This is a genomic window from Georgenia sp. SYP-B2076 (assembly GCF_003991205.1).
In the GTDB taxonomy this organism is placed as follows: domain Bacteria; phylum Actinomycetota; class Actinomycetes; order Actinomycetales; family Actinomycetaceae; genus Georgenia.
This window is the reverse complement of the sequence record NZ_RXOZ01000011.1, coordinates 74,509-98,277: the sequence shown is the minus strand read 5'-3', so window position 1 is coordinate 98,277 and position 23,769 is coordinate 74,509. Positions and strand designations below refer to the sequence as shown.

At 72.2% G+C, this 23,769-nt stretch carries 22 protein-coding genes; 10 read left to right on the top strand and 12 right to left on the bottom strand.

What is annotated here, in order from left to right; translation table 11 throughout:
• Window positions 1-265 precede the first annotated feature (265 nt).
• The 5 genes from EJK16_RS05350 to dapA all read right to left on the bottom strand — a co-directional run bounded on the left by EJK16_RS05350 (window position 266) and on the right by dapA (window position 6,178).
• The gene (locus tag EJK16_RS05350) at window positions 266-1,399 is read right to left on the bottom strand and encodes a glycerate kinase (RefSeq protein WP_127127099.1); all 1,134 of its coding nucleotides are present in this window, start codon (window positions 1,397-1,399) and stop codon (window positions 266-268) included.
• Between the two features lie 171 nt (window positions 1,400-1,570).
• Window positions 1,571-2,899, bottom strand: a complete 1,329-nt coding sequence (locus tag EJK16_RS05345) for an enolase C-terminal domain-like protein (RefSeq protein WP_127127097.1) — start codon at window positions 2,897-2,899, stop codon at window positions 1,571-1,573.
• A 32-nt stretch (window positions 2,900-2,931) separates the two neighbouring features.
• Window positions 2,932-3,831, bottom strand: a complete 900-nt coding sequence (garR, locus tag EJK16_RS05340; RefSeq protein WP_127127095.1) for a 2-hydroxy-3-oxopropionate reductase — start codon at window positions 3,829-3,831, stop codon at window positions 2,932-2,934.
• An 83-nt stretch (window positions 3,832-3,914) separates the two neighbouring features.
• Window positions 3,915-5,240 (bottom strand): gluconate:H+ symporter, encoded by a 1,326-nt coding sequence (locus EJK16_RS05335; RefSeq protein ID WP_127127093.1) that lies wholly within the window; start codon window positions 5,238-5,240, stop codon window positions 3,915-3,917.
• Window positions 5,241-5,245: 5 nt separating this feature from the next.
• Window positions 5,246-6,178, bottom strand: a complete 933-nt coding sequence (gene dapA, locus EJK16_RS05330; RefSeq protein ID WP_127127091.1) for a 4-hydroxy-tetrahydrodipicolinate synthase — start codon at window positions 6,176-6,178, stop codon at window positions 5,246-5,248.
• 251 nt (window positions 6,179-6,429) lie between these two features.
• Here dapA and EJK16_RS05325 point away from each other — a divergent pair, with 251 nt between their 5' ends.
• The 5 genes from EJK16_RS05325 to EJK16_RS05305 all read left to right on the top strand — a co-directional run bounded on the left by EJK16_RS05325 (window position 6,430) and on the right by EJK16_RS05305 (window position 11,105).
• On the top strand, window positions 6,430-7,197 hold the full coding sequence (locus tag EJK16_RS05325) for an IclR family transcriptional regulator (protein WP_127127089.1): 768 nt from the start codon (window positions 6,430-6,432) through the stop codon (window positions 7,195-7,197).
• A gap of 233 nt (window positions 7,198-7,430) precedes the next feature.
• A complete protein-coding gene (locus EJK16_RS05320) occupies window positions 7,431-8,042 on the top strand; it encodes a hypothetical protein (protein WP_240645791.1) in 612 nt (203 codons plus the stop codon).
• A gap of 228 nt (window positions 8,043-8,270) precedes the next feature.
• Window positions 8,271-8,978, top strand: coding sequence for a purine-nucleoside phosphorylase (gene deoD, locus EJK16_RS05315; RefSeq protein ID WP_127127085.1), 708 nt, complete (start codon window positions 8,271-8,273; stop codon window positions 8,976-8,978).
• A 283-nt stretch (window positions 8,979-9,261) separates the two neighbouring features.
• Window positions 9,262-9,945 (top strand): hypothetical protein, encoded by a 684-nt coding sequence (locus EJK16_RS05310; RefSeq protein WP_240645790.1) that lies wholly within the window; start codon window positions 9,262-9,264, stop codon window positions 9,943-9,945.
• A gap of 494 nt (window positions 9,946-10,439) precedes the next feature.
• Window positions 10,440-11,105 carry a TetR/AcrR family transcriptional regulator gene (locus EJK16_RS05305; RefSeq protein WP_164737202.1) on the top strand — a complete coding sequence of 222 codons (666 nt, stop codon included), beginning with the start codon at window positions 10,440-10,442 and terminating at the stop codon, window positions 11,103-11,105.
• Window positions 11,106-11,122: 17 nt separating this feature from the next.
• Here EJK16_RS05305 and EJK16_RS05300 read toward each other — a convergent pair whose 3' ends face one another.
• The 4 genes from EJK16_RS05300 to EJK16_RS05285 all read right to left on the bottom strand — a co-directional run bounded on the left by EJK16_RS05300 (window position 11,123) and on the right by EJK16_RS05285 (window position 14,027).
• On the bottom strand, window positions 11,123-11,968 hold the full coding sequence (locus EJK16_RS05300) for a DNA-3-methyladenine glycosylase (RefSeq protein WP_127127079.1): 846 nt from the start codon (window positions 11,966-11,968) through the stop codon (window positions 11,123-11,125).
• 128 nt (window positions 11,969-12,096) lie between these two features.
• Window positions 12,097-12,750 (bottom strand): DNA-3-methyladenine glycosylase I, encoded by a 654-nt coding sequence (locus EJK16_RS05295; protein WP_127127077.1) that lies wholly within the window; start codon window positions 12,748-12,750, stop codon window positions 12,097-12,099.
• A 204-nt stretch (window positions 12,751-12,954) separates the two neighbouring features.
• Window positions 12,955-13,557 carry a methylated-DNA--[protein]-cysteine S-methyltransferase gene (locus tag EJK16_RS05290; protein ID WP_127127075.1) on the bottom strand — a complete coding sequence of 201 codons (603 nt, stop codon included), beginning with the start codon at window positions 13,555-13,557 and terminating at the stop codon, window positions 12,955-12,957.
• Window positions 13,554-14,027: an RNA polymerase sigma factor gene (locus EJK16_RS05285; protein ID WP_240645847.1), complete on the bottom strand. Its 474-nt coding sequence runs from the start codon at window positions 14,025-14,027 to the stop codon at window positions 13,554-13,556. The genes EJK16_RS05290 and EJK16_RS05285 overlap by 4 nt, the downstream gene beginning before the upstream one ends.
• 303 nt (window positions 14,028-14,330) lie before the next feature.
• On the opposite strand from EJK16_RS05285, the gene EJK16_RS05280 reads away from it, so the two are divergent.
• From EJK16_RS05280 to dhaK, 5 genes are all read left to right on the top strand, one after another.
• A complete protein-coding gene (locus EJK16_RS05280; protein ID WP_127127073.1) occupies window positions 14,331-15,122 on the top strand; it encodes an alpha/beta fold hydrolase in 792 nt (263 codons plus the stop codon).
• A 278-nt stretch (window positions 15,123-15,400) separates the two neighbouring features.
• On the top strand, window positions 15,401-16,273 hold the full coding sequence (locus EJK16_RS05275; protein ID WP_127127071.1) for a class II fructose-bisphosphate aldolase: 873 nt from the start codon (window positions 15,401-15,403) through the stop codon (window positions 16,271-16,273).
• Entirely contained in the window at window positions 16,273-17,061 is a 789-nt protein-coding gene (locus EJK16_RS05270) for an HAD-IA family hydrolase (RefSeq protein ID WP_127127069.1), read from the top strand. The genes EJK16_RS05275 and EJK16_RS05270 overlap by 1 nt, the downstream gene beginning before the upstream one ends.
• Window positions 17,058-17,705, top strand: a complete 648-nt coding sequence (gene dhaL / locus EJK16_RS05265) for a dihydroxyacetone kinase subunit DhaL (protein ID WP_127127067.1) — start codon at window positions 17,058-17,060, stop codon at window positions 17,703-17,705. The genes EJK16_RS05270 and dhaL overlap by 4 nt, the downstream gene beginning before the upstream one ends.
• 87 nt (window positions 17,706-17,792) lie before the next feature.
• Window positions 17,793-18,788 (top strand): dihydroxyacetone kinase subunit DhaK, encoded by a 996-nt coding sequence (gene dhaK, locus EJK16_RS05260; protein ID WP_127127065.1) that lies wholly within the window; start codon window positions 17,793-17,795, stop codon window positions 18,786-18,788.
• 157 nt (window positions 18,789-18,945) lie between these two features.
• Here the strand turns inward: dhaK and EJK16_RS05255 are convergent, their stop codons facing one another.
• The 3 genes from EJK16_RS05255 to EJK16_RS05245 form a co-directional block, all read right to left on the bottom strand.
• Window positions 18,946-20,265 (bottom strand): transaldolase family protein, encoded by a 1,320-nt coding sequence (locus EJK16_RS05255; RefSeq protein WP_127127063.1) that lies wholly within the window; start codon window positions 20,263-20,265, stop codon window positions 18,946-18,948.
• Between the two features lie 639 nt (window positions 20,266-20,904).
• Window positions 20,905-22,137, bottom strand: a complete 1,233-nt coding sequence (locus tag EJK16_RS05250) for an MFS transporter (protein ID WP_127127061.1) — start codon at window positions 22,135-22,137, stop codon at window positions 20,905-20,907.
• 374 nt (window positions 22,138-22,511) lie between these two features.
• On the bottom strand, window positions 22,512-23,684 hold the full coding sequence (locus EJK16_RS05245; RefSeq protein ID WP_127127059.1) for an acyl-CoA dehydrogenase family protein: 1,173 nt from the start codon (window positions 23,682-23,684) through the stop codon (window positions 22,512-22,514).
• Window positions 23,685-23,769: the final 85 nt, after the last annotated feature.

Below are 23,769 nucleotides of genomic sequence, written 5' to 3'. Positions count from 1 at the left end.
GCTACGGAACCCGCGCAAGAGCGCGCATGCGGGGCCGCGGCCGGGCGCGCGGCACCTGCCGGGAACGGACCGGGCACCACCGCGGCGGGCGGGACCGCGAACGGCGAGAAGCCGCCACGGACGCGGCCGCCATACCGCACGCGGGGCCCGTAGTTCCAGCAATCGGGTGTGAGAAAGACGACCTGGCCAGCCGGTGGCCCGGGGAGCCGTCGCCGGGGCCGACGGGCACTGTCGCCCCAGGCGGCGAGGCGGGGTGCGCACGCGGTCAGCTCCGCAGCGCGAGCACCCGGCACACCGTCTCGACGGCGAGCCGGAGGTTGGCGGGCCCGTCGGCGAGCGCGGCCGGCAGGTCGGTGACCGACCGGACGATCGGGACCAGGGCGGCGAAGCCGTGGTCGTAGAGGACCTCGGCGCCGTCCCCGACGTAGCCGGCGAAGGCGATCACGGGCACGTCGTGGCGGCGGGCGGCGCGGGCGACGCCGAAGGGCGTCTTGCCGCGGAGGGTCTGGGAGTCCACGGCCCCCTCGCCCGTGAGGACGAGGTCGGCGCCGTCCAGCTTCTCCTCCAGGTGCGCGGCGCGGACGACCACGTCCACGCCGCTGGACATCGTGGCCGGGAAGAAGGCCAGGAACGCCGCGCCCAGCCCGCCGGCGGCGCCCGCCCCGGGCTCGTCCGCCACGGCCCGCCCCGTGGCGTCCGCGATGGCCCGCGCCCAGGTGTGCAGGGCGGCGTCGAGCTCGTCGACCACCCGCGGGGTGGCGCCCTTCTGCGGGCCGAAGACGGCGCTCGCCCCCTCCGGGCCCAGCAGCGGGTTGGTGACGTCCGAGGCGATCTCGACCGTGAGGCCCGCGACGCGCCGGTCCAGGCCGGATAGGTCCAGCGAGGCGAGCCGGGCCAGGGCCCCTCCCCCGCCGGGCAGGTCGGCGCCGTCGCCGTCCCGGAGCCGCACGCCCAGCGCCTGCATCATCCCGGCGCCGCCGTCGTTGGTGACGGAGCCGCCCAGCCCCACCACGAGGCGGGTGGCGCCGCGGTCGAGGGCGTCGAGGAGGAGCTCCCCCACCCCTGCGGAGCTGGCACGCAGCGGGTCGCGCTCGTGCGGGGCGACCAGGTCGATGCCGGCCGCCGCGGCGACCTCGACGATCGCGAGCCGTTCGGCGGCCACGTACCCGTACCGGGCCCGGATCGGCCGGCCCAGGGCGTCGTGCACGTCGGCCTCCACGAGCTCGCCGCCCGTGGCGGCGACGAGCGCCTCGGTGGTGCCCTCCCCGCCGTCGGCCATCGGCACGCGCACGCACTGCGCGTCGGGGAAGACGGCCCGCACCCCGCGCTCCATCGCCAGGGCCGCCTCGTGGGCGGACATGGACTCCTTGAAGGAGTCGGGGGCCAGGACGATCTTCATCCGTACGCCTTTCGCTGGTGGGGCTGTTCGAGCGGCTCATGATGATGGGCCCGCCCGGCGGTGTCGGTCGGCCACCGGGCGGGCCCGCGCCGGCCCGAGGGCGGCGCGGTGGCCCGGGGCCCCGCCGTCGCCGGACACGACGACCGGGCCCCGGGCCGGATCAGCAGATCCTTACCGGACCATCGACGGGCGCTTGTTGTCGAAGGTCCAGCCGGGGATCAGGAACTGCATGCCCTCGGCGTCGTCGCGCGCGCCCAGCGCGTGCTCGAGGTAGAGCTCGTGCGCGGCCAGGACCTGGTCCATGTCCACGTCGACGCCCAGCCCCGGCTTGTCCGAGATGGCGATCTCCCCGCCCACGATCTGGGGCGGCTCGACCGTGAGGCGCTCGATGCCCTCCTGCCAGATCCAGTGCGTGTCCAGGGCGTTGTACTCCCCGGGGGCCGCGGCGCCGCAGTGGGCGATCATCGCCAGGGAGATGTCGAAGTGGTTGTTGGAGTGGCAGCCCCACGTCAGGCCCATGTCGTTGCAGAGCTGGGCCACCCGCACCGACCCCTGCATCGTCCAGAAGTGCGGGTCCGCCAGCGGGATCGACACGGACTGCAGCGCCAGGGCGTGCGTCATCTGACGCCAGTCGGTGGCGATCATGTTCGTCGCCGTCGGCAGCCCGGTGGCCCGCCGGAACTCGGCGAGGACCTCCCGGCCGGAGAAGCCGTCCTCGGCCCCGCACGGGTCCTCGGCGTAGGCGAGGGTGCCCACGAGCGGCGTGCACAGCTCGATGGCCTCCTGCAGCGACCAGGCGCCGTTCGGGTCGAGGGTGACCCGCGCGTCGGGGAACCGGGCCTTGAGGGCCTTGATGGCCTTGACCTCCTCCGCGCCGGCGAACACGCCACCCTTGAGCTTGAAGTCCTTGAACCCGTACTTCTCGTACGTCGCCTCCGCCTGGCGGACGATCGCCTCGGGGGTGACGGCCTCCTCGTGGCGGATGCGGTACCAGTCGGTGTCCGAGCCGGGCTCGCGGACGTAGTCGAGGGTGGTCTTGTCGGGGTCACCGACGTAGAACAGGTAGCCCAGGGCGCGCACGGAGTCGCGCTGCTGCCCGTCGCCGAGCAGGGCGGCGACCGGCACCCCGAGGTGCTTGCCGAGCAGGTCCAGGTACGCGGACTCCACGGCGGTGACGGCGTGGACGGTGGTGCGCAGGTCGAACGTCTGCAGGCCGCGGCCGCCCGAGTCCCGGTCGGCGAAGCGGGCGCCGATCTCGCGGAGGATCCGCTTGTAGTCGCCGATGGAGGAGCCGACGATCAGGCCGATCGAGTCCTCGATGGTGCTGGTGATCTTCTGGCCGCCGGGCACCTCGCCGACGCCGGTGTTCCCGGCCGAGTCCTCCAGCACCACGATGTTGCGGGTGAAGTAGGGGCCGTGGGCGCCGGAGAGGTTCAGCTCCATGCAGTCGCGCCCGGCGACGGGGTAGACGTTCGCCTTGACGATGGTCGGGGTGTTCATGCCGACACTCTGGCTGGTAAGGGGCGTGGTCGTCACTTCTGCTCTCCTCCTCGAGAGATCTGGGTGTTTGCGGCGCGCTCGTAGTTCCGCAGCAGGGCGCTGTGGTCCTCGAGCTCGTGGCCTGCCGCTTTCAGGGCCGTCATCTGCTGGAAGACGGCGGCGGTCAGCGGCAGCGGCACGCCCACCTCGGACGAGGTGGACAGGACGTTGGTGAGGTCCTTGATGTGCAGGTTGATGCGGAAGCCGGGCTTGAAGTTGTGCTCGAGCATCATCGGGGCCTTGGCCTCCATGACGTTCGAGCCGGCCAGCCCGCCCCGGATGGCCTGGAAGACGGCCTCCGGGTCGACGCCGGCCTTGTGGGAGAGCACCAGCGCCTCCGAGACGGCGGCGATGTTGATCGCGACGATGGCCTGGTTGGCCAGCTTGGCGATGTTGCCCGCGCCGATCTCGCCGACCCGCACGACGGACCCGCCCATGATGTCGAGGACGTCCCGGTAGCGGTCGAAGAGCTCCTGGGGGCCGCCGACCATGAAGGACAGCGTCCCGGCGATCGCGCCGGGCTCCCCGCCCGAGACGGGGGCGTCCAGCATGGGCACGCCCGTGGCGGCCAGCGCGCCCGACACCTCGCGGGAGACGAGCGGGGCGATGGAGCTCATGTCGATGTAGGCCAGGCCCTCGTGGGCGCCCTCGATGACGCCGCCCTCACCGAGGACGACCTCCTTCACGTGGGGCGAGTTGGGCAGCATGGTCAGGACGAGCTCGACCTGGGCGGCGACCGCCCGAGGGTTCTCGCCGGTCGTGGCGCCAGCGGCGACCAGCTCGGCGACGGCGTCGGCGTTGTTGTCCCGCACGACGAGCTCGTGGCCGGCTGCGAGGAGGTTCTTCGCCATGGGCTTGCCCATGATGCCGAGTCCGATGAATCCGATCTTCATTGTTCTTCCCGTTCTTTCTTGTCCGGTTGGGAGGAGTTGGTCCGCCGGCGGTGGGGGGTGGCCCGCCACCGCCGGCGGAGGGATCAGGAGATGACCGCGTTGACGGCGAGGCAGCCGATGAGGCCGAGGATCGCCAGGGCGGTGGTGTAGGTGGTCCGGGACTTGATGGCGTCCATGACCGAGAGGCCGAAGTACTCCTTGTACATCCAGAAGCCGGGGTCGTTCACATGGGAGAAGGCCACCGAGCCGCAGGAGACGGCGAGGACCATGACCTCGGGGCTGATGCCGGCCGCCTGGACCAGCGGCAGGGCGATGCCCGCCGCGGTGACGACGGCGACGGACGCCGAGCCGAGGGCCACGCGCATGATCACGGCGATGGCCCAGGCCAGGACGATCGGGGAGACGGACCAGCCGCTGGTGAGGTTCGTGATGTAGTCGGAGATGCCGCCGTCGACGAGCACCTGCTTGAAGGCGCCGCCGGCGCCGATGACGAGCACGATCATCGCCATGGGCTTGACGGAGTTGCCGGCCGACTTCATGACGTCGTCCAGCGAGCGGCCGACCCGGGTGCCGAGCAGCCACAGGGACAGCAGGAGCGAGAGGAGCAGGGCGATCGGGGCGTCGCCGAAGAAGCCGACGTAGGTCATGACGGGGTGGTCCGGGCCCACGGCGAGCTCGGTGATGGACGCGCCGGCGATGAGGACGACGGGGAACAGCGCCGAGAAGATGGAGACGGCGAAGCTGGGCATCTCCCGGTCCGTGAAGGTCTTCTCGGAGACGAGGCCGGCGGGGATCTGCGGGTCCATCCGGCGGATGAAGGGCAGGCGCGGCCACAGCAGGGCGATGAGGCCGCCAGCGGGGATCGCGATGAACAGGCCGTAGAGCAGGGTCAGGCCGGTGGAGGCCTCGAACATGCCGGCGACGGCTGTGGGGCCGGGGTGCGGCGGCAGGAAGCTGTGCATCGTGGACAGGCCCACAGCCATGGGCAGGCCGACCCAGAGCAGCTTGACGCCGGTCTCGCGCACGATCGTGAAGACGAGCGGGACGAGGATGACGAACGCGACCTCGAAGAACATGGTGACGCCGAGCGCGAAGGCCGTCACGAGCATGGCGACCTGGACGTTCTTGACGCCGAACTTGTTGATCATGCTCATCGCGATGCGCTGGGCGGCGCCGCAGTCGGCCATGATCTTGCCGATCATGGCGCCGAAGCCGATGACGAGGATGAGGTCGTCGAGCTGTCCGCCGACGCCGTCGGCCATCGAGTCCATGATGTCCGGCAGGGGCATCCCCTGGGCGGCGCCGACGAGGATCGCGACGAGGATGAGGGCGATGAAGCCGTTGAGCTTCATCTTGGTCATGAGGAAGAGCAGGAGGACGACCCCGAGGCCGACGACGACGAGAGGCATGGCGACTACTCCGTTCCGGCCAGGGCGAATGTGGGTGCCGCGACGGACAGGTCGTCCGCGTCGACGATGTCCCGCACGACGGCGGCGAGCTGCGCGCGGTACGGCTCCGCCATGTCACGGGCGGGGGCGAAGCAGTAGCCGGCCTCGACGCCGGCGAAGCGCAGGCCCTCCTTGAGCGCCACCGGGAAGGTGGCCTTGTCGACGAGGCCCCGCAGCGGGGAGAGCCGGTACTGCAGCTCCAGGGAACGGGCGAGGTCGCCGCGGCGGTAGGAGTTGTAGATCTCCGAGACCAGGCGGGGCACGACGTTGGCGGTCGAGGCGATGGCCCCGGCGGCACCGTGGGAGAGGCCCGCGTGGATGAGGGTGTCCTTGCCGACCAGGACGGAGAAGCCCTCGGGCACCTCACGCAGGTAGTCCGTGGTCAGGGTCAGGTCGCCGCTGGAGTCCTTGACGCCGACGATGTTCGTCACCTCGGCGAGGGTGAGCACGGTCGTCAGGGGCAGGCTGACCTTGGTGCGCCCCGGGTTGCCGTAGAGCAGGATCGGCAGGTCCGTCTCCCCGGCGATGGCCGTGTAGTGCTCCACGAGCTCGGACTGTGTGGGCGTCATGAAGTAGGGGGTGAGGACGGACAACGCCGAGACCCCGCCGATCTCCTGGACCATCTGGGCGGTCTTGATGCAGTCGCGCGTGGTGATCTCGCTTGCCCCGGCGTAGACCGGGACGCGCCCGGCGACGTGCTCGACGGTGATCTCGATGACGCGGCGCTTCTGCGCGTCGCTCAGGCCGTAGATCTCGCCCGAGCTGCCCAGCACGAAGACCCCGTGCACGCCACCGGCGATCACGTAGTCGAGGACGTCGCGGAGGCCGTCCTCCAGCAGCTCGCCCTGCTGGTCGAGCGGGGTGACCAGTGCGGGAATGATCCCCTCTGGTGTGAACATCGTCGTTCCTTCCGTTTGTACGGCTCGCCCTGGGGTGGTGGCCGCTGTCCCACCGCCGGGCGGTGCTCGAGAGCCGTTGTCCTCATATGTGGACGGCATCCGTGTGTGTGAACAAGTAGGAGTCTGCTGGCGGCGTGTGGGGCCTTCCGAGGACGTTGGTCCCCCGAGCCGTCCGGAACTTCCGCGATCGTGGATCCCCAGCGGCAGGGCGCCCCGAGGCTCCGCCCGTCGAGAGCCGGGAGGCACGAGCGATGACCCAGACGAGCACCGGCGCGCCCGAGGTGAAGTCGGCGGCGCGCACCATGGAGCTGCTCGAGCACCTTGCCGCCCAGGTCGGGCAGCCCGTGCGGCTGCGCGACATCACGGAGGCGCTCGGCACGCCGCGCTCGAGCACCCATGCGCTGCTCCGCACGCTCGTGAGCCGCGGGTGGGTCCGCACCGACCGCACCGGCACCTGCTACGCCCTCGGCATCCGCGCCCTGCTGGTGGGCACCTCGTTCCTCGACGCCGACCCGTACGTGCGCGCGGTCCGCCCGGTCATGGTGGGGCTCAGCGAGCTGCTCAACGAGACGGTCCACCTCGCGCGCCTCGACGGCGACGACGTCGTGTACCTCGCGACCCAGGAGTCGCACCGGTACCTCCGAACGGTGTCTCGGGTGGGGCGGCGCCTGCCGGCCCACGCCACGGGGCTGGGCAAGGCGATCCTCGCCGAACGGCCGGGCGACGTGCCCGCGGACCTTCCCGGGGTCACCGCCCGCACGATCACGGAGCGTGGGGCGCTCCTCGCCGACCTCGCGGCCGTCCGCGAGCGCGGGTACGCCGTCGACGACGAGGAGAACACGCCCGGGCTGCGGTGCTTCGGGGTCGCGCTGCGCTACACCACGCCGGTGCGCGACGCCTTCAGCTGTTCCGTGCCGCTGGCGCGCCTCGACGCCGGCCGGGAGGCCGAGATCCTGGCCGCGATGGAGGACGCGCGCCGTCGGGCCGAGCAGGTGGCGCCCCCCGAGGCGATGTTCTGACGGCGGAGCCGGGGCAGCCCGCGCGGCCCGCGCCGCGGGCCTGCCCGCGCGGCGTGCGGGACCGCACGGCGGGGGCCCGTTCCCCGTTGTGCGCCGGTGTGATGTAGAGCACACTGCGGGTACGGAGCACACACCAGCAGGCGAGGTGAGGTCGAATGCGTAACGACCAGACAGACATTCTCCCGGTCCTGGGCCGTGGCAGGCACCGGAGCCCGAGACGGGGCGCATGCTTCATGGAGCTCGCCTCGTTCCTTGCGGGAGAGCGGTGGAGCGACCACCCGTCCTGCACCCATCCGCTGTTGGCCCACCTCGCGCGGCTGGTCAACGACTTCACCTCGGACGCCGCCCGGCCGCGGCTGGCCCCGCTGATCCCCTCGGTCATCGGGCTGCGGAGCGCGGACCCGCGGTGGGGCCACGAGATCGCCCTGCTCGCCGCCACCACGGCGCTGCCGCTCGCGCGCGAGCCCCGGCGGCCGACCCTCGCGGTCGGGATCCTCTCCTGCGAGCGGCTGCTCGCCGCGGAGGAGGGCCGCACCCTCGGGAGCCTCCGACCCGGGAGCCAGCAGGCGCTCGAGCAGGCGCCGGAGGCCGCGCGGTGGGCGCGGGAGTTCGCCGACAGGATCGGTTCCAGCCACGCCAGGAACCACCCCGGGCCCGCGATCCTCGAGTGCGCGGTGCCCGCCATCGCCGACGCCCGCGGGTCCGACGCGGACCAGTACCTGTTCGACCTCCTCGTCGCGGCCGTCGCGCTGTGCCAGGACCTCGCCGGCCGCGAGGTCAAGCCCGAGGCGGACCTCGCCGTCGACCGCCGGCTCGAGCAGTTCGCGCCCGCGGCACGCCGGTGAGCCACACCGCGGCGGCGCTCGGCTGACCCGCGGGGGGACGCGGTCCCCGCGTGCATGACGACGCCGGGGCCCGGCAGGCCAGACCTGCCGGGCCCCGGCGTCGTCATGCGTGCGGACGGGCGCGGCCTCGTTCCCGGAGATGGGAGCATGGGCGGTGCCGGCCCGCGTGACCGGCCCCGCACAGCCCGTCCGCCGCGCGCCGGGCGGGCGCCGACCAGAAGGAGCCTCATGGCCACCCCGCACATCGCCGCCGAGAAGGGCGACTTCGCCCCCGCAGTGCTCATGCCGGGAGACCCCCGGCGTGCCGAGCGGATCGCCGCGGCGCTCATGCCCGACGCCCGGAAGGTCTCCGACGTGCGCGGCATCGGCGCGTACACCGGCACGGTGGACGGCAAGCCGCTCAGCGTCATGGCCTCGGGCATGGGGATGCCGTCGCTGGGCATCTACGCCAACGAGCTCTTCGACCACTACGACGTCCAGCGCATCATCCGCGTGGGGACGGCCGGCGGGCTCTCGCCGAAGGTCAGGGTCGGCGACGTCGTGGTGGCGCTCGGCGCCCACACCGACTCGGCGATGAACGCCTCGCGCATCCCGGGGATCCACTTCTCCGCCGTCGCCTCCTACCCACTGGTCGCGGCCGCCGTGGCCGCCGCCGGCGAGGCCACCGACATCCACGTCGCCCCGGTGGTCTCCCGCGACCACTTCTACGGCAACCCCGCCGAGCAGATCCAGGCGCTCGCGGACTACGGCACCCTCGCCGTCGAGATGGAGGCCGCCGGCCTGTACGCCATCGCGGCGCAGTACGACCGGCAGGCGCTCGCCGTGCTCACGATCTCCGACCACCTGCTCGACCACACCCAGGACATGAGCGCGGACGACCGCGAGCGCACGTTTGACCGCGCCCTCGCGCTCGCCGTCGCCGCCGCGCACTGCTGATCCGGGGCTCCCGGGGACAGCTCGCGCCCGATCGCGGGGCCCCACCGGGACGGGCCGCGCCTGATCCCGGGGGGCCCCAGGAACGGGCCGCGCCGACGCGGCCGGTGCCGTGCCGGCCCCCTCACCGGGGGACGCGCCCGGCCCGGCGCTGCCATGCCGGGCGCGCGCGGGGGCGCCACCCGTTGCACAGGGTGCCGGTATGTCGCAGACTGGTGTGACGTCAACCACGTCACCCAGTGCCGAGGCCGGTGAGATCGTGATGCTTGGTACCGATCAGCCAGACATGCTCCCCATGCTCGCGCGCGGCAAGCACCGCAATCCGCGGCGGGGCGCGTGCTTCATGGAGCTCGCGTCCTACCTGGCGGGCGAGCGATGGAGCGACCGGCCCGCGTGCACCCACCCGCTGCTCGCCCATCTCGCCCGTCTCGTGAACGACTGCACGTCCGACGCCGCGCGCCCGCGCCTCGCGCCGCTCATCCCCTCGGTCATCGGCCTGACCAGCAACGACCCGCGGTGGAACCACGAGATTGCCCTCCTCGCGGCCCTCTCCGCCCTGCCCGTCGTCGCCGAGGAGACGCAGCGTGCGCTCGCGGTCGGCGTGCTGAGCGTGGACCGGATGCTCGGCGAGACCGACGGGCGTGACCCGGGGACGCCGCGGGCCACCACGGCGGCGGCCCTGGACGAGGTGCCCCTCGCGGCCGCGTGGGCCCGGGACTTCGTCGCGCACGGCGTGCTGGGCCCGGTGCGGTACCACCCGGGGCCGGTGATACTGGACTTCGCGGTCCCGGGGATCGCGATGGCCTGCGTGACCGACACAGACGACCGCCTTCGCTCGTTGCTGAGCTCGGCGATCCAGATGTGCCAGGACCTCGCTGCCGCGCACGACGCACCGGACCGGCGGGTGAGCGCGCCGTCGCTCGAGCCGGACCGGTGGCTCGACGTCTGCGCCCCCGTCCTGGCGCGGTAGGGACCGGGGAAGGCGCCCGCGGGCCACGACGGCCCGCGGGCGCACGCATGTGACCGCGCAGGGACCGGGCGCGCGGTCGCACGCAGGTGCACCCTGCGGCTGCCCGCACCCGACCGTGGGGCGGCGGGCGCGTCCTCTGCGGTGCCCGGCCCCCCGCTCTAGCCCTTGTCCGTGACCCGCTCGAGCACCGCCCGGATCCGTCCGGCCTCGTCTCCAAAGCGCTTCCGGCCGCCCGTCAGACGGTGTCCGCAAGGGCCGCCGACGTGCCCACCTGCAAGAACGGAAGGAGCCGCCGCGCGTGCGGCGACACCGCCGTTCCCCGCCAGCGACGACCCCGCCCCGCGCCCCCGACAGGCCCCGGAAACTCGTCATCAAATGCCGACGAAATCACCCCGCGGGCCCTTCGCACGCCGGTAATCTCGGGCGCAAGTGTTGAGGAGAGGGCTGGAGACATGACCGAACAGCGATCCCCCGCGTCCGAGCAAGAGGTACCCATGTCGAAGCCGCAGGACCCCGTCGGCCAGGTGGCGCCGGCGCCCGAGCAGCCCCCCGTCCGCCGTGGTCCAGGTCGACCCAGGCACGCCGACACCGAGGCACGGGCGTATCACGCCGTGCTCGAGCTGTTCGGCCGGAGGGGCTGGGCCGGGCTCAGCCTCGACGGCGTGGCGACCCACGCCGGCATCGGGAAGTCGTCCATCTACCTGAGGTGGAAGGACAAGCGCGACCTCCTCCTCGACGCGCTGCGCGACCTGGAGAGCCACCTCGCGGTGCCGACCGACATCGCCGGCGTGACGCTGCGTGACCACCTCGTCGCGCACGCGCGCGCCCGGGCCGAGCTCTACCTCGGCGAGCATGGGCCGGCACTGTCCCATCTGTACTCCGCGGCGCAGGCCAACCCGCTCGAGTTCGAGGAGATCCGTCAGGAGCGCATCAGCCGCGGCCTGCTCGTCCTGACGGATCGCCTCGAGAAGGCCATCGAGGAGGGCGAGCTCCCCAAGGACACCCCCGTCATGCATCTCCTCGATGCCATCGAGGGTGCGGTGCTCGTGCACGTCCTGTTCGGCTCTCCCGCCAGCAAGGAGCAGCTCCGCGCGGGCATCGACGGTTACGTGACGAAGCTCGTGGACATCCAGCTTCGTGGCATCGGTGCCACCACCTGAGAGGACGCCGGCACCGCTCAGAGATAGGACGCCCGCGTCCACAGGTGGGTGACGGCGTAGGCGCGCCAGGGCCGCCATCGCTCCGCCAGGGCGACGGCGGCCGCTGCGTCCACACCGCCGAGCGCCCGGCGTAGGACGAGGTCTCCGGACGGGAAGGCGTCACGGTCCCCGAGGGCGCGCAGCGAGAGGTAGTCCACGGTCCACGGGCCGATGCCGGGCAGCGCGCGGAGCTTCTGCCGGGTCCGGTCCAGGTCTCCCCCGGGCCCGATGGTCAGCCCGTCGGCGCAGGCGGCGGCCAGGGCCTGCAGGGTCCGCGAGCGCGCCCCGGTGATGCGGACCGCTCGCTGCAGCTCCTCGGGCGTGGCGGCGGCGAGGCGCTCGGGGCGCGGGAACGCGGCGAACCCCCCGGGGGCGGCGGTGCCGTAGGCGGCCACGAGCCGCCCGACGAAGGTGCGGCCCGCCGCCAGCGAGACCTGCTGGCCCAGCACGGTCGACGCCGCCGCCTCGAACCCGTCCACGTGCCCGAGGACGCGCAGTCCCGGGCGTGCGCCCACGAGGGGAGCCAGCGCCAGGTCGGTGCGCAGGTGCTCGGCGACGGCGGCGGGGTCCGCGTCCAGGTCCAGCCAGAACCGCACCGCGGCGAGGACGGCCGCCTCGTCGTCCGGGTGCGCGAGGTCGAGCGTCGCCTCGGCGTGCGTCTCGGCGAGGTGCACGATGACCAGGGCCGTGCCGTGTGGCGCGGGGACCGTGCGGGTGTGGCTCGCGGCCGCGAGGTCCGTGCGCTCGGCGCCGGGGACCGCGTGCGCGGCCAGGCCGCCCAGGGCCGCGGCGACGTCGAACGGTGGCGTCAGCGCAAGGCGCACGCGCCGCCGGACCACGCCCGGTCCGGCGCCCGATTCAGCGCCCGGTGCCGACGTCGCCGCCGGCAACGACGGCCTGCCCGGCGCCGAGGTGCGAGCCGGAGCGGCCGCGCCGACGGGCCCCGCACCGGTCACGACGGGCGCCGGGAGCCGTCGGGCGCCCACAGCCCCGAGACGCCGCGTCGGTGCGAGCCGACGAGGTGGACGTCGATCATGCCGATCGCCTCCATGAGCGCATGCATCGTGGTCGGCCCCACGAACGCGAACCCCCGGCGGCGCAGCTCCTTCGACAGCGCCATCGACTCCGGGCTCGTCGTCACCAGGTCCGCCACGGTGCGGGGCGCCGGGGTCACCTCGGGCTGGAAGGACCAGACCAGGGCGTCGAGGCCACCGTCCTCGCGGAGCGCGACCGTGGCGCGCGCGTTCGTGATCGCGGCGCGGATCTTCGCGCGGTTGCGGATGATGCGCGCGTCAGCCATCAGGCGCTCGACGTCGTCCTCGGTGAAGGCCGCGACGACGTCGGGCTCGAAGTCGTGGAAGACCTCCCGGAAGGCGGGACGCTTGCGCAGGACCGTCACCCAGGACAGCCCGGCCTGGAAACCCTCCAGGCTGATCCGCTCGTACAGTCCCTGCTCGCCGTGGACGGGCACGCCCCACTCGGTGTCGTAGTACTCCCTCAGCAGATCGTCCCCGGAGGCCCAGGCCGGGCGGGCGAGGCCGTCGGGCCCCACGGCGAGCCCGGCGGCGGCGTCCCGGCCCGCGGGCGTCGTGTCTGGTGCGCTCATGCGCCCATGCTTCCAGAGCCCGCGGACGGGCAGCGCCGCGCGGTGGACAGCTCCGCGAGCGCCGCCCGGTGGACGGCGCACGAGGCGCCGCCCGGTGGACAGCCCGGCAGCCCCGCGCGGTGGACGGCGCCCGAGGCGCGCACGCGGGGGGCGACGCACCTCGCGGCACTCACGGGGCGCGGGCCGACGCTCCACGCGCCGGGGCTACGCGGCACGCTCCAGGTCGAGGAGCAGCTTCTTGGCCTCCGGACCGCCGAGGTACCCGCCGAGCGAGCCGTCCGAGCGCAGCACCCGGTGGCACGGCAGGACCAGCGGCAGCGGGTTCGTGGCGCACGCCGTGCCGACCGCCCGCACCGCCCGCGGCCGACCGGCGGCCGCGGCCACCTGGGTGTAGCTGGCCGTGCGCCCGTATGGGATCTCGGGCAGGTGGTCGAGCACCTCGCGGCGAAACCCCGTCGCCAGGCGCAGGTCCACGGGCAGGTCGAACGCCCGTATGCGGCCGGCGAGGTAGTCGTCGATCTCGCGGGCGGCGGCGTCGAGGCGGGCGGGTGCGTGCAGGATGCGGGGGCTGACGCGCGCGGCGAGCGCCGCGAGGACGGCGTCGTGGCCCTCACGCGCGAACGCGACCCGGAGCAGGCCTTTCTCCGTCGCGGCGAGCAGCAGCGTTCCCAGCGGGGTCTCGAGGGTGCGGTAGCCGATGTCCAGGACACCGTGGGCGGCGGCGTCGGCGACGAGGCGCGCGTGCAGGCGCGCGAGGTCGCCGTCGTCGACGACGGCCAGGGGGCTCAGGGGGTCGGTGGGGCTCACGGGTCTTCCTCCAGGGTGGCGCGCAGGGCCTTCATCCCGTCGGCCGCGGCGCGACGGGCCGCGGCCTCGGTGCCGCCGAGGAGGCCCGCGACCTCCGCATACGGCATGCCGACGAGGTGGTGGTAGGCGATCGCCTCGCGCTGGCGTGCGGTCAGGGCGCGGAGCGCGCGCCACAGGTCCTCGCGCGGGGCGGCCGGGTTCCCGAGCGACGAGGGGTGTTCGGGCAGGTCGTCGACCGGGACAGCGCGGCGCCGCCGCGCCCGGTGGATGTCGATCGCCTTGCGCCTGGCGATCGTGACGAGCCACGCCTCCACGTTGGCCTCAGGCCCCAGCGCCGGGTAGGCGCGCAGCGCGGCGAGGAAGGTCTCCGACCAGGCGTCGTCCGCGTCGGCCACACCGAGCACCGCGCGGCACACGCGCAGGACCGTGGCGCCGTGCTCGCCGACGACCTGCTCGAAGGGCTTCACGATGGGAAGACGTCCTGACGGGAGTGGATGTGAGGTCTCGACCGTAGCTCCGGGGGCGGACATCGCGGCCGCGGAGGCCCGCTCCACCTGTTGACCTCGCCCTGTTGACCTCGCCGCGGGGCGAAGCCACGCTTGAGGTGCGGCGCCACCCGCGGCACCACCTCGGGGCGCGAAGGCCCCCGAGCCGCGAGGGCGCCCCGAGCCGCGAGGGCACTCCCGCTGCGCGAGGCACGCCCGAGGGGTCACGTCACACCCCGGCCGCGCAGCACCGCGCCGCCACCTTCCCCACACCGAAGGAGCACTCAGATGGACACGGTGGTCTCCGAGGACGGCACCGTCATCGCGTTCGACCGCTCCGGGGAGGGGCCGGTGGTCATCCTCGTCGGCGGGGCGCTCAGCACGCGCGAGTCCGCGGCCCCGTTGGCCGCCGCCCTCGCGCCGCACGTGAGCGTGGTCGCCTACGACCGCCGCGGCCGCGGCGCCAGCGGTGACACGCCGCCCTACGCCGTCGCCCGCGAGATCGAGGACCTCGCCGCCCTCATCGCGACGGTGGGCGGCTCGGCGTTCGTGCTCGGGCACGCCTCGGGCGGGGCGCTGGCCCTGGAGGCGGCGGCCGAGGGCCTGGCGATCGGCCGGCTCGCGCTGTACGAGCCGCCCTTCGTGGTGGGCGACCTGCGCGCCCCGGTGTCCGCCGACTACCTCGACCGGCTCACCGCCCTGCTCCGCGCCGGCCGCAAGGGCGACGCCGTGACGCTGTTCTTCGTCGAGGCGCTGGGCATGACGCCGGAGCAGGTCGCGCAGATGCGCGACGCGCCGCTGTGGGCCGCCACGGAGGAGGTGGCGCACACCTTGATCTACGACGCGGCCATCATGGGCGAGAACATGCACGGCGGGAGCTTCCCGCCGCGGACGTTCGCCAGCGTCCACGTCCCAGCCCTCGTGCTCGACGGCGGGGCCAGCCCGGCGTGGGCGCGGCACGCGGTCCAGGCGGTGGCGAACGCGCTGCCGCTCGGCCAGCGCCGCACGCTCGAGGGGCAGCACCACCGCGCGGACCCGGAGGTGCTCGCGCCCGTGCTGGTGGAGTTCTTCACCAACTGACGCTCGTCACCTCCCGGCGGGCCGGCGGCGAGCCGTCGCGCCGCTCCTCTGGCGAATCGTCCGCGCGCCGTCCACGCCGGTGGGCCGCCTCGACATCGGTGCGGACGAGCGCTGGACGGGCCTGCCCTACCTGCCTAGAGTCGCCATACCGCGTCTCCGTGCAGGCGCGCGCGATGTCCGTCGACGGAGAGGACAGTCGTCGTGGTGGACCTGTCCGCCTCAGGAGCCCGGAGCCGCACCCGCCTGCCCGGCGCGCCTGGCACCACGAAGGGTTCCCCATGATCACGTCCACGCTGGAGCTCACCCGCAAGGGGCAGGACGGCGGCTACGCCGTCCCCGCGGTGAACATCCTCGACGACCTGAGTCTGCGAGCGGTGATCGACGCCGCGGTCGAGAAGGCCTCGCCGGTGATCGTGCAGGTCTCGGTCAAGACCGTGCGGTCGATCGGCGTCGACCTGATGACCAGGACCTTCGCCGCCGCCGCGTCGCCGGCCCCCGTCCCGGTCGCGCTGCACCTGGACCACTGCCCCGACCGGTCGGTCATCGACGACGTCGTGGCGGCGGGGTGGTCCTCGGTGCTCTTCGACGCCTCGGACCGCGACCTCGCCCAGGCCGAGCAGGAGACCGGCGAGGTCGTCGCCCTCGCGCACGCGGCCGGCGTCGACGTGGAGTCGGAGATCGAGAACATCGTCGGGGTCGAGGACGGGGTCGGCTCCGACGTCGCCGTGCACGCGTACTCCGTGGACCAGCTGGCCGAAGTCGCCGAGCGCACGGGCGCGGACCTGCTCGCCCCCCAGCTCGGCACGGCCCACGGGCAGTACACGAAGGCCCCCGTGCTCCTCCCGGACCGGGTGCGCGAGCTCGCCCGGCTCACCGACCGGCCGATCGTTCTGCACGGTGGCACGGGCCTGAGCGACGGGGACTTCCGGACGTTCATCGACGCCGGGGTCTCCAAGATCAACATCTCCACCGGGCTGAAGCGGGCCTACATGCGCGCCGCACTCGAGCACCTGCGCCGGGCGGAGGAGCGCGACAAGTGGGACCCGCCGTCGATGTTCAAGGACATCTCCGCGGCCGTGACGACCGAGGTCGCCCGGTACTTCGACGTGTTCGGCTCGGCCGGGCACGCCGACGGCGCGGGGGCGAAGTAGTGGCCCCGACCCTGGTCTTCGACTGCGACGGCGTCCTGGCCGACACGGAGCGCTTCGGCCACCTGCCGGCCTTCAACGAGACCTTCGCCGAGGTGGGCCTGCCGGTGCAGTGGTCCGAGCAGGAGTACGCCGAGCGCGTCAAGATCGGCGGCGGCAAGGAGCGCATGGCGAGCCTGCTCACCCCCGAGCTCGTCACGGCGGCGCACCTGCCCACCGACGCCGCGGAGCAGCAGACGATGATCGCCGACTGGCACAAGCGCAAGACGGCCCACTACACCGCCAGGATCGGCGCCGGCGTCATGCCGCCACGGCCCGGGATCGCCCGGATCGTCGAGGAGGCGGCCGCCGCCGGCTGGGGCCTGGCGGTCGCCTCCACCTCCGCCGAGGTGTCCGTGCGCGCCGTGCTGGAGCACGCCGTCGGGGCCGCGCGGGCCGCGGACTTCGCGGTGTTCGCCGGCGACGTCGTGCCCCACAAGAAGCCGGCCCCCGACATCTACCTGCACGCCCTGCGCGAGCTCGGGCTCGACCCCGCCGACGCCGTCGTCGTCGAGGACAGCGAGAACGGCCTCCGCGCCTCGCTCGCCGCGGGGCTGGCCACCGTCGTGACGGTGAGCAGCTACACCGCCGAGGAGAACTTCGACGGCGCCGCGCTGGTCCTCACCTGTCTCGGTGACGACGCCGAGCCCGCCCGGGTGCTCGCCGACCCCCTCGGCCTGGGGGTGGGCGACCGAGTCCACCTCACGGACCTCAGCACGATCCTGGACCGGACAAGGGAGGCGCCCCGATGACCGCAGCGCTCGACCGCACAGAGCTCGTCGTGCGGACCGTCGCCGAGACGACCGTCGCGAACGAGAAGTACTTCGGCGAGCTCGACTCCGTCGTCGGCGACGGCGACTTCGGGTACTCCCTCGCCCGCGGCTTCGAGAAGGTGCTCGAGCAGTGGGACGACCTGGACCGCACCGACGCCGGGGGGTTCCTTCAGAAGGTCGCGATGGTCATCTCCAGCCGCATGGGCGGGACGTCGGGGCCGATCTGGGGCACGGCGTTCCTGCGCGCGGGCGCGGCCGCCAAGGGGAAGGAGGTGCTGGGCGGGTCCGACGTCGTCGAGATGCTGCGGGCAGCGATCACCGGCATCAAGGCCCGCGGCGGCGCCGACCTCGGCGAGAAGACCCTCCTTGACGCGCTCGTGCCGATGACCGACACCCTGGCCGACCTCCTCGAGCAGGGCGCCCAGACCCAGGTGGCCCTCGAGGCCGCCGCGGCCCGGGCGCGCGAGAGCGCCGAGGCCACCAGCGCGCTGCAGGCCAGGCGCGGCAGGGCCTCCTACACCGGCGAGCGGAGCATCGGCTCGCCGGACCCCGGGGCCCTCGCGATCGCCGTGCTCGCGGAGGAGGTCGCGCACCGGTGGCAGGACGGTTCCGCCGCCTCCTGAGCCTGCCACGCCGGCACCGACGCCAGCCCCGAGCCGGGGGGACCGGACCGAACATCACCGATCACTCACAACGATGTGGAGGACGCCGTGAAAAAGTTCGTCAACGACCCCAAGGACTACGTCCCGCAGATGCTCAAGGGCATCGCGCTGGCCAACCCGGACACCCTGCGCTACGTGCCCGACTACAACCTCATCATGAGGGCCGACGCCCCCCGCAACGACAAGGTCTCCATCGTCCAGGGCTCGGGGTCGGGCCACGAGCCCGCCCACGTGATGAGCGTGGGCAGGGGCATGCTCGACGGCGCCTGCCCCGGGGACGTCTTCGCCGCGCCCCCGTCGGACTACGTCTACGAGAGCGCCAAGCTGCTCGCCTCCGACAAGGGCGTGCTGCTGCTGGTCAACAACTACACGGGCGACAAGATGGCTTTCGAGATGGCCCAGGAGCTGGCCGAGGCCGACGGGCTCACCGTGCGCACCCTCTTCATCGACGACGACGTCGCCGTGCAGGACTCCACCTACACCGTCGGTCGCCGTGGGGTCGCGGGCAACTTCTTCGTCATGAAGGCCGTCGGCGCCGCCGCCGAGGCCGGGGCGGACCTGGACGAGGTCGTCCGCATCGGGGAGAAGGTCAACTCCGTCACCCGCACCCTCGGCATCGCCCTGACCGCCTGCACGCCGCCGGCCAAGGGGGCGCCGCTGTTCGAGCTCGGCGACGACGAGATCGAGATCGGCGTCGGGATCCACGGCGAGCCGGGGCGGCGCCGGGCGAAGATCATGACGGCGGACGCGATCGTCGACGAGTTCCTCGGCGCCGTGGTGCCCGACCTGCCCTTCGCCTCCGGCGACGACGTCGCCCTGATGGTCAACGGGCTCGGCGGCACCCCGATCAGCGAGCTGTACCTGCTTTACGGCATCGCCCACGAGAAGCTCGCCGCGCAGGGCATCAACGTCCGGCGCAGCTACGTCGGGGAGTACTGCACCTCCCTCGACATGGCCGGCGCCTCCCTCACCCTCGTCCGGCTCGACGACGAGATCACGAAGCTCCTCGAGGCGCCCGCGGAGATCGCCATCCGCGTGTTCTGAGGCGCCGGCCGCCGGCCCTGACCATGACGACGCCGGACCCCGCCCGCCCCGGGCGCGGTCCGGCGTCGCCCGTGCTCAGCGGCCTCGCCCCGGGCGCGGTCCGGCGTCGCCCGTGCTCAGCGGCCTCGCCCAGGGCCCGGTCCGGCGTCGCCCGTGGTCAGTGCCCCTGGGCGGCGGTCATGAACCGCCGCTGGTAGCTGATGACCTGGTTCGTGGACGTGAACCGCGCGAGATACCCGGGTTCCGCCGTCACGACCACGCGACGGCTCATGTCGCAGAACTCGTCGCTGGCCAGCAGCCTGTCGACCTCGGGGTAGTTCCGCTCACCCTCCATGGAGCACACGATCAGGCGAGTGTCGGGCATGTTCGTCTCGCGCAGCACCCGCAGGTTGTGCCGCACGGAGTCCAGGCCGTCGCAGCCCTCGGGCGTGCGGGTCCGGCGGTAGGTGACCACCTGCTCCGCCAGGCGCCGGCACTCCTGCAGGGGGAAGTCGGTGTCCGTCCGGGCCAGGTAGTCGGTTTGGATGAGGTAGTCGCGCAGCGTCACGAGCACGCCGTCGTCCTGGCTCTGAGCGAAGTCGTCGAGCAGCTCGATCATCCTCGTGGACTGCATGAGGCGGTGCCGGATGAAGCTGTTGATGAAGTAGGGCCGCGCCTGCAGCGCCAGCTGGGCCTGGTATGGCTCGAACATCAGGGTGAAGTTCACCCGGAAGCCGTGCTCGTGCAGCTTCAGGGCGAGGTTGTGCCCGCGGAGAGCGTCCGCCGTCGCCGGCTCCCACCACCGCCGGTCCAGGTGCTTGTCGCCGCTGAGGAGCTGGCCGACGTTGGCTTCGTTGACCGGTCCCGTGTGCGGCACCTTGATCACCACCCGCCAGCGCGAGAGGATCTGCCGGAACCGCTCGGCCTCCTCCAGGATCCTGCCGAAGTCCGGCTCGAACGGGTTGTTCAGCTCCACGCACACGTCGCTGCCCGGGCCCAGGATGCGGCCGATCTCCCCCATCACCTCCTCGCGCGTCCGGAAAGTGCCGCCGACGTTGGCCGCGGGGTTGTTGAGGAAGAGGTCGTAGATGATGCCGGGGTTGCACGTGAGGTTCGCGATCAGCCCGGCGATCGGCTCGATCTCGTAGGGGTTGGCGCTGTCGGCCGAGAACAGGACGTTGGTGGGGCGCAGCACGCCGTCGGTGTCGTAGGAGATGTCGCGGACGAGGTCGACCGCGAGGAGCCCGTCCGCCTCGAGGTTCATGGCGAGCCGGAATCCCGGGGGCGTGTGCCCCGGCGGCGTGCCGAAGTAGCCGACGACCTCTCTGAACTCCGCGGTCACGCCGATGTGCCGGGCGAGGCCCTGCAGCTCGCGGAAGGTCTCGGCGCCCAGGGGCTGGTCCAGCACCCGGTGGACGTGCTCCTCCTGGCCGGGCACGATCGGCAGGGCCAGCGAGCGCAGCCGGTAGGTGAGGGGCATGAGCGGTGTCTCGGCCATGGTGGCTCCCTGACGGGTGCAGGGCCGACGGCGGCATCCGCGGCGAGCGGCGGCAGAGGGCCCGCTGGGCACAACTGTACAAGGAGCCGTGGTCGGTGGCATGGCACTACGGGATGACGCCGACGCCTCGGGGGACGCCGCCGCTGGCGCAGCTCAAGCTGCCTCCGGCCGGGAGTCGGTACGGCGAATCCCGATTCCGCCGACCGCAGCGCGACGGCCGCACACCGGCTGTGTGTCCGCCCATTGTGAGACTCGGCTGCGCGACGTACAGGCTTTCCTCCAACTCGAAGCCACCGTGCACGACGGGGTCATCGATTCAGGGCACCGCACCCTGCGGGTCGGCATCATGGGCGTCAACATGCGCGACGCCGGTCCAGAAAAAGCAGTCGCGAAACCCGAGAGAGTCAAAGCTCAACCGTAGGTAGCGACCAACCTGGCACGACGCGAGACTCGTCCCCTGGCCGGAGACGGACCGGCGGCGACTGAAGCTGCCCTCGACCATCGCTGACCGGTACCTGTTTGCCACGTTCTTCTGTCTTCGAGAAGCTGTTGCTGGTGGGCGGCACCGACCGCGAAGGCGGTGCCGCCGGTGAGGTGAGGGATGTTGCTCGCGCCCTCGCCTCACAGTGAACGCGGATGCTACGCGGCAACCTCTTCGTTCGGGCGGAGTCGCACAGTCAGGCGACCGATGACGGCGATGACGAGTGCCGCAGCGCCAAAGATCGCAATCGGTACACCGATCGGAATCGTGGTCGACAGGCCCACGATCAGCACCGGGCCGATGAAGTGCCCGGCGAAGAAGCTCGATGTGAACCAGCCTGCGGCGCGACCGCGCTGCTCGAACGGGACGCTCTGAACCGACCAGTTCTGCAGGGTGGGAATGAGCAGGCCCCCACCGATGTTGGCGATGACTGCGCCGGTTGCCACCACCGGAATGCTCTCTCCGAGCCCGAGCAACGGGAGCCCGATGCCCAAGAGCCCGAAGCCCGCGAGCAGCAGCACGTTAGGTCGCCGCTTCAGGATGGACGCGTACGAGCCAGCGCCGATCGCGGTTGCGAACGCAGCGATCGCGCTCAAGCCGCCGATAACGGCTGTCGAGACGACACCGATCGTGTCCAGCTTGAAGGACAGCAGCCCGACCGGGATGTAGAACGCGATGCCTGCTGCGATCGTGAACAGCACCGGGTTGCGCAAGAGCTTCCAATCCACCGGGGAAAGCTTCACGCGCTTCACGCGCTCGCCGCCGGTCACGGGGAGGAAAGCCCACGCGAGCACTCCGAGCACGACGGCGATGGTGTACATCCAGAAGGGGATGCGCCAGTTACCGCTGCCGAGCACGCCGGCCAGGGCGATGAACACCACTGCAGACAGGCAGGTGGCGATGTTTTGAATGCCGAAGTACCGCGCTCGTCGGCCGCCAGTGAAGTAGTCGGCGAGGATCGTGGTGACTCCTGCGAAGATCGCCGCTTCGGTGATGCCCACGACGACTCGGCTGCCGAGAATCAGGGGTAAGTCGTGCAGATACAGGGGCATCGTCCCGAAGAACGCGTACAGGAATAGCGCAGCCACAAGCACGCGCTTCCGTCCGATCGCGTCCATGAAACGGCCGATCGTGAACGCAGTGAGCCCCATGACCAGCGCTGGCACGGTCAGCGACATGGCCACAAGCACTTCGGCTCCTGGCTGATCAGGGAACGCTGCGATCATCGACGGTTGCAGCGGCGCGATCGACGTGGAACCGAGTATAGGCATGCAGGCTGCGGCGATCAGGATCACCACAGGAAGCACGCCGACACGCGGACGCGCCACGGATTCCTCCACGCCTGCGGGATTGCTGGGTAGGGCAGCTGGTGAAAGCGTCAGGTCGGTCATGGGGCTCCTTTGCCTCGGGTCACGGCTTCATCGATTTTCAAGGTAGGGGCGACCGCAGAATCCGGTTATCAGCTTCCGTCAGCCAGAAGAAGCATCCCCATTCCCGAGTTGCCTGGGGTGCAGCACGGCGCCAGCGAACATGTCAGGAGTCCTGGACTCCGGGATTCGATGTCGCGCGCCGAGTCGAGCACCACACACGTCAGAGGCGGAATCGGTTGGGCATCCACGGATTCACCGGGCTCCCATCCCGACACGCGAGTGCTCCCGCGCCAGCTCCAGCCGTCTTATCGAGCCCGCCTGGCTGATCGCGTGAGCACTCGGTTGTCGACGAGCCGCTTGGCTACCAGTGCCCGGCCCCCTCTCTCTTCTGGTGACTACCAGAAGAGCCCCTGGGGCTCCAGGCCCAAGCGGACCCGCCCGTAGAGAACCGAGTTGTCGTCCCAGTTGAGGCCGATGTGGTGCGAGCCTGCGTGGACATCGCGGTGGAAGCGCTGCATGGGGTTGCGGTCGTAGATCGCGCCGCCGCCGGCTGCGTCATAGACCCTGTTGACTGCCTGGACGCAGAGTTTCGCGACGTAGGCGTGGTTCCGGCGCCAGGTCACACGGTCTTCGACCGAGAAGGTGTCGCCCGCCGCACCGCGCTTCATGAGCTCCGCGATGGTCGACCGTGCGAGGAGCAGTGCCGCATCAACCTCGGCCTCGGACTCGGCCAGACGCACCTGGATCGGTACCTGGTCGGCGATCCGCGCGCCGCCGGGGATCCGGCGCTCCATCGCCTGCTTCGCGAACGTGTCCACCGCGGCGCGGGCCGTGCCGAGCAGCACCGAGATCTGGGGGAAGGGCAGCATGCCCGCGACGGGCGCCCCGTATGAAGGCCGCTCGTACTCGTCACGCATCTCGAGGTTGGCATCGCCACCGAAGCGCGGGATCCACCGCCACTCGGGCACGAAGACCGGCTCGCTGATCCTCACCGTCTTCGACCCCGTGCCGCGCAGCCCGGCGACGTGCCAGTCATCGACGATCTCCACCGCGTCGCGCGGCACCATCGCGAGGACCATGTCACCCTCGACCACCGCACCACCCAGCAGGACCCATGTGGCGTGGTCGCAACCGCTCGAGGTGGCCCACGCCCCCTCGAACATCCACCCTCCGTCGACGGGCGTCACCTTCCCCATGGGGGCGAAAGCCGACGCGCTCATGGTGTCCGGCGCGCTGAAGTACGCCTCCTGCGCCTGCACCGACGCGCGACCGGCGGCGTAGTCGTGAATATGGGTGAGCCCGGTGATCCACGCGGTCGAGGCGCAGCCTTGCGCGAGGGTGTAGCCGACCTCGAATGCGGCGTCGTAGTCCAGACCCGGACCGCCGAACCGCTCAGGGCGTGCGATCGAGACGAGCCCGGCCTGCTTGAGGTCGGATATCGACTCGTCCGGGACCCGTCGCAGCTGCTCCGTCGCGGCCGCCCGCTCGGCGAGCACCGTGACGAGCGCCTCGGCGCGCCTGATGGCCTCCTGTTTGGTGAGACCGGTGGTGATGTTCGTTGCGGTCACCGTGGTGCCGTCCTTTCTTGATCTCCGGGAAGCACACTGCCACACCGGTACTCCCTTGATGGCCCGTCACTCCGTTGAGACAGGC

Coding starts and splice junctions, on each gene's coding strand:
- dhaL (WP_127127067.1), top strand. CDS start 17,058: ATGACCGCAGCGCTCGACCGCACAGAGCTCGTCGTGCGGACCGTCGCC.
- EJK16_RS05345 (WP_127127097.1), bottom strand. CDS start 2,899: ATGAACACCCCGACCATCGTCAAGGCGAACGTCTACCCCGTCGCCGGG.
- EJK16_RS05250 (WP_127127061.1), bottom strand. CDS start 22,137: ATGACCGACCTGACGCTTTCACCAGCTGCCCTACCCAGCAATCCCGCA.
- EJK16_RS05335 (WP_127127093.1), bottom strand. CDS start 5,240: ATGCCTCTCGTCGTCGTCGGCCTCGGGGTCGTCCTCCTGCTCTTCCTC.
- garR (WP_127127095.1), bottom strand. CDS start 3,831: ATGAAGATCGGATTCATCGGACTCGGCATCATGGGCAAGCCCATGGCG.
- EJK16_RS05325 (WP_127127089.1), top strand. CDS start 6,430: ATGACCCAGACGAGCACCGGCGCGCCCGAGGTGAAGTCGGCGGCGCGC.
- EJK16_RS05310 (WP_240645790.1), top strand. CDS start 9,262: ATGCTCCCCATGCTCGCGCGCGGCAAGCACCGCAATCCGCGGCGGGGC.
- EJK16_RS05280 (WP_127127073.1), top strand. CDS start 14,331: ATGGACACGGTGGTCTCCGAGGACGGCACCGTCATCGCGTTCGACCGC.
- EJK16_RS05255 (WP_127127063.1), bottom strand. CDS start 20,265: ATGGCCGAGACACCGCTCATGCCCCTCACCTACCGGCTGCGCTCGCTG.
- dapA (WP_127127091.1), bottom strand. CDS start 6,178: ATGTTCACACCAGAGGGGATCATTCCCGCACTGGTCACCCCGCTCGAC.
- EJK16_RS05305 (WP_164737202.1), top strand. CDS start 10,440: ATGTCGAAGCCGCAGGACCCCGTCGGCCAGGTGGCGCCGGCGCCCGAG.
- EJK16_RS05275 (WP_127127071.1), top strand. CDS start 15,401: ATGATCACGTCCACGCTGGAGCTCACCCGCAAGGGGCAGGACGGCGGC.
- EJK16_RS05320 (WP_240645791.1), top strand. CDS start 7,431: ATGGAGCTCGCCTCGTTCCTTGCGGGAGAGCGGTGGAGCGACCACCCG.
- EJK16_RS05295 (WP_127127077.1), bottom strand. CDS start 12,750: ATGAGCGCACCAGACACGACGCCCGCGGGCCGGGACGCCGCCGCCGGG.
- deoD (WP_127127085.1), top strand. CDS start 8,271: ATGGCCACCCCGCACATCGCCGCCGAGAAGGGCGACTTCGCCCCCGCA.
- EJK16_RS05350 (WP_127127099.1), bottom strand. CDS start 1,399: ATGAAGATCGTCCTGGCCCCCGACTCCTTCAAGGAGTCCATGTCCGCC.